Raw genomic sequence first — 10,799 nt, forward strand, 5'->3', positions numbered from 1 at the left:
AACCAGCCTGTAACTCATAGCTAAATCCAATTAAAAATTAAAAGTTAAAAATTAAAAAAGAAATCAATTACATTTTTAATTTTTAATTTTACATTTTTAATTCTTGAGAGAGGCGAGCGCCCACCTGACAATTTATAGCGTTTATTTATGTCCACCTACTTACCTGCGGAATGTGGGTTGTAAGTAGCTGGACATAAAGATTGCCATTGCGAGGGTTGGGAAACCACCTCAAGTCCTTGCGATTGCGGAGCACAGCGAACAATGACATACTTACGTTTATTTATGTCCGACTACTTAAGGCTTTTGCGTTGCGAAGCCTAAATTATTGACAATGGCTAAAATCCAGAGTTCGCACTCTTGACCGACTCATTCCAAAGGACAAGCACAACTTTTTTTCCCTAACCACCGCTCTCCTACCTGTTTAAGGGCCACCATCACTGGCTGAACTTCTCGGCCTTTCTCTGTGAGAGCATATTCAACATGAGGCGGAATTTCTGGATAAACAGTCCGTTTCACTAAACCGTGCATTTCTAACTCTCTGAGCCTCAGAGTTAGGGTTTTGGAGCTAATACCAGGTAAAGCTTCTAAAAGTTCATGGGTGCGGCGATCGCACCTAAATAGCTCTCGCAAAATCAGCACAGACCATTTACTCCCTAGTAATTCTAGCATGAACTGAATCGGACAGCTACTATCAAAACACCAGCTAGCCTTAATTCGGGAATCAGCATCGGTTAAATTATGTTTTATTTTCATTTGTTTAGCTTAATTAGATGTTAAGGAATCAACTTTTTGTCAACTCAACTAGGCGGTTAAAACCGCTACTATGCAAACTAAACCCGCCGACGAGGGTTTCAAAACCCTCAATGTTTTTCCAGTCCGCGCAGGCGGACTTCGGTTGTGTAGCCGCGAATTCTATTCGCCTGGACTATTCGTCTGGACTTATTCGCCGGGCCTAATTTTTATTGTTTCCTTAATCTTTTTTTATAATAACCTATACAAGCCAGTAAGTGCCAATTTTTTACTTTTGGTAACTAAGGAGACTTGCCGTAACTATCTTGTGGTTAGGAATAGAAGTAATAAGATGTAAATAGAGGGAATAAAAAAGTCTCTCCGACGAAGTATCTCTCGCTAGGCATAGAAAATCACCCTAAGAATTAACGGTTAATTGCTGGGGATCAATCTCTGACCTATCCCAGATACATTGTTTAACATCATTTAAACCCATTAGTCAAGAGTTCGTTACCTTTCGAGATGAATTGGTAACAAAAGTACATTTAAAAGTTTTGTCTTAAGCTTGTCAGATTGAGCTTAAGCTTGGAGGAACTAAACCCATGCTTGAAACATTAGTTAAAAATACGGATACCAAGGTTGCTAAAGAAGAAGCCCTTGTGCTGTGGTTTGATGAGGTAGGGATTGCAGATATCCCGCTAGTGGGCGGAAAGAACGCATCTTTAGGGGAAATGATTCGACAACTCACCCCCAAAGGTATTAATGTTCCTAATGGATTCGCTACCACAGCTTACGCCTACCGCTACTTTATTAAGTCGGCGGGTTTAGAAGCGAAATTGCGATCGCTCTTTGCCGACTTAGACGTAGAAGATGGGCCAAATCTGCGGCTACGAGGCAAGCAAGCACGGACTTTGATTTTAGAAACACCTTTTCCGCAAGACTTGCAAGATGCAATTACAGGCGCTTACGGACAATTGTGCGATCGCTACGGCGAAGCCACAGATGTCGCCGTGCGCTCGTCCGCTACAGCAGAAGACTTGCCAGATGCGAGTTTTGCCGGACAGCAAGAAACTTATCTGAATGTTCAAAGTTGCAGTGGCGTGCTTGACTGCACTCACAAGTGCTTTGCTTCCATTTTCACCGATCGCGCTATTTCCTACCGTCAAATCAAAGGTTTCGACCACTTTGAAGTTGCGCTTTCAGTTGGCGTTCAAAAAATGGTGCGATCGGATTTGGCATCCTCTGGGGTGATGTTCTCGATCGATACAGAAACCGGATTTAAGAATGCAGCGCTCGTCACCGCCGCCTACGGGTTGGGTGAAAACGTCGTGCAAGGGGCCGTGAACCCCGACGAATACTTAGTGTTTAAACCCACACTCAAACAGGGTTTCCGCCCGATTTTAGAGAAACGCCTGGGTACAAAAGAAGTCAAAATGGTGTATGACTTGGGCGGCTCTAAGTACACGAAAAACGTATCAGTACCAGTCTCAGAACGGGGAAAATTTGCGATCGAGGACGATGAAATTCTGCAACTAGCAAAATGGGCCGTTTTGATCGAAGATCACTACTCCCAAGTGCGCGGTATGTATACGCCGATGGACATTGAATGGGCGAAAGATGGGCTCACAAACGAACTATTCATCGTCCAAGCGCGGCCGGAAACCGTACAATCGCAAAAATCCGGTTCTGTCCTGCGGAATTACAAGCTCAAAGGCACAGGAAATATCCTAGTTAAAGGTCGTTCCGTTGGCGAAATGATTGGACAAGGTAAAGCGCGGGTAATTCTGGATGCACACAGAATTGATGATTTCCAAGCTGGTGAAGTTTTGGTGACGAACAAAACCGACCCCGACTGGGAACCGATTATGAAAAAAGCCAGCGCGATCGTCACTAATGCTGGTGGCCGCACCTGTCACGCGGCGATTATTGCTCGCGAGATGGGAATCCCTGCGATCGTTGGTTGCGGCGACGCGACGAAAGTTTTGCAAACAGGTCAAGAGGTGACAATTTCTTGTTCTGAAGGAGAAGAAGGCAAAGTTTATGAAGGTTTAGTACCCTTTGAAGTCCAAGAAACTGCACTGGATAACTTGCCCAAAACTCGCACTAAAATCTTGATGAATGTTGGCAATCCAGAGGAAGCATTCGGTTTATCTGCAATTCCTTGTGACGGTGTTGGTTTGGCACGCTTAGAGTTCATTATTGCCAATCACATCAAAGCACATCCGATGGCATTGATTAAGTTTGATGAGTTGGAGGATGAAGCTGTTAAAAACGAAATCGCTGAATTGACCGCGCTTTACGAACACAAACCCGATTTCTTCACGGATAAACTGGCTCATGGCATTGGTATGATTGCAGCGGCATTTTATCCCAATCCTGTAGTAGTGCGGATGAGCGATTTCAAGAGCAATGAATACGCAAATCTTTTGGGTGGTCGCCAATTTGAACCCAAGGAAGAAAACCCGATGATTGGGTGGCGCGGTGCTTCTCGCTATTATGACCCGAATTACCGGGAGGCTTATGCTCTGGAATGCAAAGCTTTGAAGCGGGTACGGGATGAAATGGGTTTGACGAATGTCATCCCGATGATTCCATTTTGCCGCACCCCAGATGAAGGCCGAAAAGTGTTAGCAGAGATGGCAAAACATGGTTTAGTTAAGGGTGAAAATGGGTTGCAAGTTTACGTAATGTGCGAGTTACCAAGTAACGTCATTTTCGCTGATGAATTTGCCGCTGTCTTTGATGGTTTCTCCATTGGATCGAACGATTTAACGCAGTTAACGTTAGGTTTAGACCGCGATTCAGCTTTGGTTGCTCACATTTTTGATGAGCGCAATGAGGCAGTTAAACGGATGGTACAAATTGCAATTAAGGCGGCGAAGAAATATAACCGTAAGATTGGAATTTGCGGTCAAGCGCCGAGCGATTATCCTGAGTTTGCGCGGTTCTTAGTTGAGTTAGGAATTGATTCGCTGTCTTTGAATCCTGATTCTGTGTTGAAGACTTTGTTGGATATTGCCAAACTTGAGTCTTCGGGTGGGGTGATGGATTTAGCGATGGATGTTGCTAAGCTTGGCTAATTTTTATTTTGGGTTATTGGATTGAATTTTAGTTTTATGAGGCTGCTCTGGTAGAATTTCTACTGGGGTAGTTTTCTTTTTGTCGGCGATGATAAATACTAAATCTAACTGCGATCGCCTATTGATGGGCTTTCAGTGCTACACTAAAATCTTCTAAATAAAGAGCGATCGCGCCTAATAAAAAAGAGCGATACCAGTGCATTGTCAAATAAAAAATGTTTGACCTCTACCAGCGTGTTTCCTTAAATTGCGATTTTCCAGAACATCACCTCAAAAAAGGTGATGTAGCCACTCTCATTGATTATGTCCCCCATCCGGGTAACGGAGAAGAAGGTAGCGTGCTAGAAATCTTCAGCGCTACTGGGGAATCAATTGCCGTTGTCATTGTTCCTACTTCTGCAATTAAACCCTTGAGAAACGATGAAATTTTAACCGTTCGGCCCCTAGCAGAGGTTAGCTAAATTGTAGGATAGAAGTAAAGTAATGGGGAGAGCGATCGCGCTTTTTGTTATTTGGGATAGAGGAGCGATCGCGGAGCTTACTTCTGTTTGATTTGCAGCCTAAACAAGAGTAGCTTTCGCATATTCCGTAACAGGTTTTAAATCAATGTCATCGTTGGAAGTCAGTATTTTAAATAGATGACGCGGGATGCCGGCAGCTATCAAAGCTTCCAAATCTCGATGCAGCTTTGACCAGTCCTCATAAATGCCAACAAACTGACTTACACAAGCTAAAGATGAATCTTTAGGGTCATTAACTCCTGTGTATCTGTACTCAATATTAAAACCTACTTTTTCCCCAATTTCTTCAATATCCCAGTCTACAAGATCGAGATCCATCGCTTCAATAGCTAGGGCAATATAACCGGGCGGTATGGGGTCAAGAGGTTCGCAGCACCAACCAAGAGCAGAGTTCCATACGCTTTGACCAACTGATTCTCGAATTTTCATATGTTTTCCCTCACTGAAAGTAGCAGCAAAACCAGGCTTTTCCTTCAGGGCGAACGTCTACAAGAGGCCGTTCGTATTGACTTGCTAGCTGTTCGCATTTCTTTTTGGCTTCTTTTAAGTTATATGCTTGTACGGGTTCGTTGATGGGATTGCCAAGTTCTTCTTTTTCCCGCTCTGGATCTCTCACTCATCCCCCTTGTTAGGTTTCCTCCAATTGCTATATTCTCACGCTCGCACATCCTGTACAAGCTAATATGTTATCATGTTAACATACAAAATATTTGCGGGTGAATAGAAAAAAGAGCGATCGCGCTTTGAGATTGAGAGATGGGAGAGGGGCGATCGCGCATCTTGTAAAAAAGAGCGATCTGCCTTCATTGAGTGAGAAATTGCTACTTCAGAACACAATAGTGGTAGCTTTCTCCTCTTAAACTCAAGTCCAGCCACGATAAGCTGTTCGACATCTAAACTGCATTAACTCGCGTTACCTTTATTTTTTATTTTTCGGTTCCATTTCATAATTAGTCCTCCTTCATTTAAAAGTTTATGTAACAGTGATTCTAGTTTTTCAAGGGATTCAAATAATCTATTGGCAACATATTCCTTGGCGGAATGCCATACTAATTCAACTAGGTTATAGTCAGGGCTATATTTGGGCAAAAACTCTATGATTAGATTCGGCATTTCTGACGCTATTTTCTGTAAAGTCTCTGCTTTTTTATGAAAACTATGGTATCTTGCTTATCCTCTAAGCTGTATTTAGCCCAGAGGTAAACATACTTTTTTGATTTTAAAATTCTCCTTACTTGGATACTACTCAGATCAATTCCCGTCTTCTCTCCTAGATGTATTGCAAGTCTAGCTGTTGTCCATCTTCCGAACTCGTAACCATATTGCTCAGGCTCTACTTCAACTGTTTCTAAAAGTAAATTAATGTATTTTTCTGTGGCTTTTCGGTAATTACCCTTCATCCTATTATCTTTAAAACTGTCTAAATTATCAGGATCACCATGAATGCTCCAGTAGGCAATTTTTCTGAGAGAACATCCAATTAGTTCAGCAGTTTGAGCTTGTGTATTTCCGTTGTTTAGTAATAAAAATATTAACGCTCTTTGTCGGATGTAACGATTGAAAAAGCGCATAGGAGTAGCCAGCCGCAGGCATCACATCTTGACAAAATAACTTGTATCAATTATCATAAATAAGTGAACTATATATCTCAAAAGAAATTACAAAATGCTAGAAATTCATAAAAGTTATGTAGTTAACGAAAATCATCAGCCGATCGCGGTTCAAATCCCTCTTGAACAATTTGAGAAAATTGAGGAAATTTTGGAAAACTATGGCTTGGCTAAACTCATAGAAGAAACTGAAGATGATGAGCGATTATCAAAAGAACAAGCCCTTAATTATTATAACTCAATAATATAAAATTATGTGGCAAGTTGAATATACAAAGCGGTTTCTCAAAGAACTAGCTGCTTTACCTGCTGAAATTAAAAGTAGGATAGAACCGATAGTCTTTCAATTTTTAGAATCAGACAATCCCTTTGCATTAGGATATCTGGAAAAAATGAAAGGTTATGCAGATAAATATAAAATTCGTGTAGGTGACTACCGTATCGGACTCACAGTTGATGCACCGACAAAAACTTTGATTTGTCAGCGAGTGGCGCACCGCCGAGATATATACAGAATTTTTCCATAGAATTACAATGCTTAACCAAGTAGGCATGAGTGTTAAAATTGAAATTTTCCCCAAAGTAGCTTAACGCGATCGCACTCGATAATCCTCATTGAAAAAACGCATAGGCGTAGCCAGCCGCAGGCATCGCAATTCTCCCAACGGGAAAAAGCTACCTACCGAATAGCTTCGCTTCACATACTTTTAGGGCAGGCAAAAAACCCACCCTAAAACACAAGCTAATTATGCCGCCACTTTCTCTTCAAAAGGCATAAATAATTTCTTCTCTGCGCCGCAAATCGGGCAAACCCAATCATCAGGAATGTCCTCAAAAAGGGTTCCCGGAGCAATCCCTGAATCGGGATCGCCAACAACTGGATCGTAAATCATGCTACACTGTTTGCAGATCCATTTGCGAGTAGCAGGATCTTCACCAACAACCCGCGTATCAGCTTCCCCTCCCTGCAATACTCGTAGCGTATCGTTGTAGCGATCGGCATGATAGTTTTCGATGTATTTCAACAACCCAAAACGGTGAGCAGCTTCTTTAAAAATGTAAGCATGATCGGCAGATTCTTTGGCTTGAGAGTCAAATTCTGCTGCTGCTATGCCGTCGCGATCGCGCACCGCATCCGCTGCAAAATCAGGATACATCGTGGTATATTCGTAGGTTTCACCTTCAATGGCTAAAGATAGACAACGAGCCATGATTTCCTGTTTTTGGGCATCAGATAAACCATCTGGATCGGCTACATTTAATTCTGGATGCAGTAAAGAAAAGTGAGCAAAAGCGTGTTCTGTTTCCTGTGCAGCAGTTTCTTTAAACAGCTTAGATAACTCCTTAAATCCCAGCTTATTCGCTAGTTCTCCAAAGTACAGATATTTGCGATTAGCCATCGATTCGCCACCAAAGGCGGCTTCGAGATTTTTCAGAGTGTTCGAGTTTGATAGATCCATTTCAGGAGATAAGTCTGAACTCATAAGTGTTCCTCTCTTAGGTTAGTTTTGTCATCTCTGGGCAAACTTTCTTTGCCCTTGTAAGTAGTCGGACATAATAAGCGCTAAATTGTAAGGTGGGCGCTCACCTACAACTATCTTCTGCTATGATTTACAGGCTTGTTGCGGCGAGCGCCCACCCTACGTTTAATTATGTCCGACTACTTAGTTTGATTTTACCAGGGATGTGCCAAAAATAATTACACCTTACCTTTCTTTACCCTAATTTCCAGTGTTCCAATTCCTGTTGCAAATATTTTTCCCATTCAGCAGCTAAGTCAATTTGTGTAAATGGAATTAGCACAACAGAGGCGTTTTTAAACAAAAATTTCAAAGCAATATCGCGTCCCGAATTAGGTAGCTTTTGCAAATCAACGGATTGATTATTAACGACAAGCCCAATTGACTCTACATCCTGCAAAGAAAAGGTCTGCAAATTCATAGGGCCATTGCGAGTTGGTTTCCCCCAAGTTAAACTATCCCCATTCTGACCAAGCACTGCATAAATATCGTATTTTACCTTCTCAAACTGCTGCGCCCAGAGGCGATAAGCTTCCACTTTTTGATACTCATTCCAACCAGCCCAAGCTAACCAGATAAAAACTGCCAGCAGTGGCAGCCACATTAGACCTCTTTCCATTGTTGATTTTAGATTTAGGATTTGAGATTTTTCTGTAACAAGACTTACACAGCGATCGCCAAAAATTAACGTTTGAGATTGCTTGCGGGTGGTAACGGCTACGCACAGGCTATGCGATCGCAGAAAATGCTAGAGAGTGCGTAAGTCTCGTGTAACTATCGTGCAACATTCCTGTCTCATAGAGTAAACTTGGGTTATTCTGGTGAGCAAACCCCCCCGACATGGACTATTTACCATGAAAAAGTTTTTCCTTCTATGCTTATTTTTAATAGGGCTGGGCTGGACGATTTCCAACTTCTCAGGATTGGCGACATCCGGCACCTACGATAGCATTGTCCTCGACTTCCGGGAAGATATCGGCAGTGCTGAGATTGCCAGAGAGGTAAGCGCGATCGCTTCTCAGTACGGTGTCTCCCCCCAACTTAATAGCGAATTCTCAGTAGCCGATAATGTATATGTTGTCAGAGGCGATCGCACTCTCCTCAACGCCCTGAAAAAATCCAAATTAGCCAAAGATACCGAATACATCGAGCCCAACTACGTCTACAGTGCCTTAGACGTTCCCAACGACCCCATGTATAACAAGCAGTGGAACCTCCGCAGCATCAACGTGGAAGCCGCTTGGAACGAAACTAAAGGCGACGGCGTAACCGTAGCCGTAATTGATACAGGCATCACAGTTGTTCCCGACTTAAAAGATACCAAATTCGTCCCCGGCTACGACTTCGTAAACGATCGCGCCGAAGCCTTTGACGATAACGGACACGGAACCCACGTCGCCGGGACTGTCGCCCAATCCACTAATAACGGTTACGGCGTAGCCGGCATCGCCTACCAAGCCGCTTTAATGCCCCTCAAAGTCTTAAGCGCCCAGGGTGGCGGTACTGTTTCCGACATCGCCGAATCGATCAAATTTGCCGCTGACAACGGCGCAGATGTGATTAACATGAGTCTCGGCGGCGGTGGCGAAAGTCAACTGATGGAAGATGCGATCGCCTACGCCCACAGCAAAGGCGTTACCATCATTGCCGCCGCCGGTAACTCCGGTGAAAATTCGGCATCCTATCCCGCCCGCTATCCCCACGTCATCGGCGTTTCGGCCCTCGGCCCCGACGGCGAAATGGCACCCTATTCCAACTTTGGCGCAGGAGTCGATATCTCTGCCCCCGGCGGTTCCGAAGCTGGCAAAATCCTACAAAGTACGATTGACCCAGAAACGGGTGCAGAAGTGTTTGAAGGCTACCAAGGCACTAGCATGGCCGCCCCCCACGTCGCCGGAGTTGCAGCCTTATTGAAGGCCACAGGCGTTACCGAACCAGACCAAATGCGGAATGTCTTATTGCAATCAGCGCGAGTTGTCGCCGAAGATCCCCTCAACCACTTTGGCGCAGGTCAACTCGATGCAGCCGCAGCAGTTCAGCTAGCAAATAAAGGTCAAGTCACTTTCCGCGATTTCTTCCGCTGGTTGCGGGATAACGGCTATCTCAATCCCCGCTTTTGGATTGATGGCGGCGCTGTCGCCCTTTTACCTAAATTAGCGATGGTAATCGGTTCCTATATGCTGGCTTGGTTCTTGCGGAATTATTTCCCCTTCCAATGGAGTTGGGGATTTTCTGGTGGTTTAGTTGCTGGCAGTTCCGGGTTATTTTTCCTAAAAGGTCTTTATATCTTTGACCTTCCCCAATGGCCTTTACGGATGATGGGCAGTTCTATTCCTGAATTTGGCAATACCATTCAGGGTAGTGCGATGCTGAATCCAATTTTTGCCAGTGCCTTAATTCCGTTTGTTTTAATTGCCCTATTTTTAGGACATCAAGAATGGAAATGGATCGCTATTGGTTCAGCAATTGGTGTTTCTAGTTGTTTAGCTGTAAGTGCAGCAGTATCCCCCGCTGTCTGGGGTGTGGGTACGGGTTTGCCAGCTCAAATTTTCTTGATTGTCAATGCTTTACTGTGTTTAGTAATAGCACGTTTAGCACTTAAATCGGAGGTAAGAACTGCATGAGTATCACTGTTAAAGGTGTCATTGAACGCAAAGGATTAGGGCCTGGTACTTGGGCTCTAGTAAGCGATGGCGGCGAAACTTATGAACTTAAGGAAGTTCCCTCTGAGTTAAAAAAAGCCGGTCAGAAAGTCAGCGTTAAGGGTGAAGTGCGAAAGGATGTGATGACTTTTGCAATGATTGGCCCAGTGTTGGAAGTGCAATCTTTTGAGGTTGATGGTGATTAGTTGATGGTAAGTTTTTTGCCAGGGTGAAAAAAAAACCCCAGCCAGAATTGGTTGGGGGTTATCCATCAGGGTGCATCTACTAATTTAGTATCCGTTGAGGGGGGGAAAGTTTCAGGATAATTTTTAAAATTTGTTGTGGGGATAAATAAAAAACCCTAGCCGTAATTGGTTAGGGTTCATCTATCAGGGTGCATCTACTGATTTAGTCTCCAGTCAGAGGGGGGATGTTTCAGGATGATTTAGGAATATGGAATAAAAGTACAATAAAAATCAGGTGATTGTATAATGGACAAGCTAGAGCAGTATAGTTACTAACTTCAAAAAATTGTCCGTATGAGTTAGAAGAAATTTTTAGCGATCGCTTTTCTCCTAGTGAACCGGCAACAGATGATGTGATGGAATAAGAGTGCTCTCTAGCTTCACACCACCTCGCAAATAAATTCTGGTCTGGATTAACGCTTCGGCTCAATATCGAACTCAAGCCGAGAACG

The 10,799-nt window shown here is 43.5% G+C and carries 12 protein-coding genes and 1 pseudogene; 6 read left to right on the forward strand and 7 right to left on the reverse strand.

What is annotated here, in order from left to right; genetic code table 11:
• Positions 1-366: 366 nt before the first annotated feature.
• Positions 367-753, reverse strand: coding sequence for a winged helix-turn-helix transcriptional regulator (locus OSCI_RS09970; protein WP_007354809.1), 387 nt, complete (start codon positions 751-753; stop codon positions 367-369).
• A 578-nt stretch (positions 754-1,331) separates the two neighbouring features.
• Between OSCI_RS09970 and ppsA the strand changes: the two genes are divergently transcribed.
• Both ppsA and OSCI_RS09980 read left to right on the forward strand, forming a co-directional pair.
• Positions 1,332-3,809 (forward strand): phosphoenolpyruvate synthase, encoded by a 2,478-nt coding sequence (ppsA, locus tag OSCI_RS09975; RefSeq protein ID WP_007354811.1) that lies wholly within the window; start codon positions 1,332-1,334, stop codon positions 3,807-3,809.
• 215 nt (positions 3,810-4,024) lie between these two features.
• Positions 4,025-4,270 carry a DUF4926 domain-containing protein gene (locus OSCI_RS09980; RefSeq protein ID WP_007354812.1) on the forward strand — a complete coding sequence of 82 codons (246 nt, stop codon included), beginning with the start codon at positions 4,025-4,027 and terminating at the stop codon, positions 4,268-4,270.
• Between the two features lie 99 nt (positions 4,271-4,369).
• Here the strand turns inward: OSCI_RS09980 and OSCI_RS09985 are convergent, their stop codons facing one another.
• From OSCI_RS09985 to OSCI_RS09990, 3 genes and pseudogenes are all read right to left on the reverse strand, one after another.
• Positions 4,370-4,759: a hypothetical protein gene (locus OSCI_RS09985; protein ID WP_007354813.1), complete on the reverse strand. Its 390-nt coding sequence runs from the start codon at positions 4,757-4,759 to the stop codon at positions 4,370-4,372.
• A gap of 10 nt (positions 4,760-4,769) precedes the next feature.
• Entirely contained in the window at positions 4,770-4,946 is a 177-nt protein-coding gene (locus OSCI_RS30645) for a hypothetical protein (protein ID WP_007354814.1), read from the reverse strand.
• A gap of 287 nt (positions 4,947-5,233) precedes the next feature.
• Positions 5,234-5,880: pseudogene (locus OSCI_RS09990) on the reverse strand (transposase); the annotation flags it as partial.
• A gap of 115 nt (positions 5,881-5,995) precedes the next feature.
• Here OSCI_RS09990 and OSCI_RS09995 point away from each other — a divergent pair.
• Together OSCI_RS09995 and OSCI_RS10000 are read left to right on the forward strand one after the other, a co-directional pair.
• On the forward strand, positions 5,996-6,190 hold the full coding sequence (locus tag OSCI_RS09995) for a hypothetical protein (RefSeq protein WP_007354817.1): 195 nt from the start codon (positions 5,996-5,998) through the stop codon (positions 6,188-6,190).
• Between the two features lie 4 nt (positions 6,191-6,194).
• Positions 6,195-6,467, forward strand: coding sequence for a type II toxin-antitoxin system RelE family toxin (locus OSCI_RS10000; protein ID WP_007354818.1), 273 nt, complete (start codon positions 6,195-6,197; stop codon positions 6,465-6,467).
• 219 nt (positions 6,468-6,686) lie between these two features.
• Here the strand turns inward: OSCI_RS10000 and OSCI_RS32220 are convergent, their stop codons facing one another.
• Both OSCI_RS32220 and OSCI_RS10010 read right to left on the reverse strand, forming a co-directional pair.
• Positions 6,687-7,424, reverse strand: coding sequence for a rubrerythrin family protein (locus OSCI_RS32220; protein ID WP_007354819.1), 738 nt, complete (start codon positions 7,422-7,424; stop codon positions 6,687-6,689).
• A gap of 232 nt (positions 7,425-7,656) precedes the next feature.
• Positions 7,657-8,079, reverse strand: a complete 423-nt coding sequence (locus tag OSCI_RS10010) for a hypothetical protein (protein ID WP_173401168.1) — start codon at positions 8,077-8,079, stop codon at positions 7,657-7,659.
• Positions 8,080-8,314: 235 nt separating this feature from the next.
• Here OSCI_RS10010 and OSCI_RS10015 point away from each other — a divergent pair, with 235 nt between their 5' ends.
• Both OSCI_RS10015 and OSCI_RS10020 read left to right on the forward strand, forming a co-directional pair.
• Positions 8,315-10,084 carry a S8 family peptidase gene (locus tag OSCI_RS10015; protein WP_007354821.1) on the forward strand — a complete coding sequence of 590 codons (1,770 nt, stop codon included), beginning with the start codon at positions 8,315-8,317 and terminating at the stop codon, positions 10,082-10,084.
• Positions 10,081-10,308, forward strand: a complete 228-nt coding sequence (locus OSCI_RS10020) for a hypothetical protein (protein ID WP_007354822.1) — start codon at positions 10,081-10,083, stop codon at positions 10,306-10,308. The genes OSCI_RS10015 and OSCI_RS10020 overlap by 4 nt, the downstream gene beginning before the upstream one ends.
• 229 nt (positions 10,309-10,537) lie before the next feature.
• Here the strand turns inward: OSCI_RS10020 and OSCI_RS31420 are convergent.
• Positions 10,538-10,799: hypothetical protein (locus OSCI_RS31420; RefSeq protein WP_234708732.1), on the reverse strand; the 262-nt coding region annotated here is incomplete at its 5' end.

It is taken from the genome of Kamptonema sp. PCC 6506, assembly GCF_000180455.1.
In the GTDB taxonomy this organism is placed as follows: Bacteria; Cyanobacteriota; Cyanobacteriia; order Cyanobacteriales; family Microcoleaceae; genus Kamptonema; species Kamptonema formosum.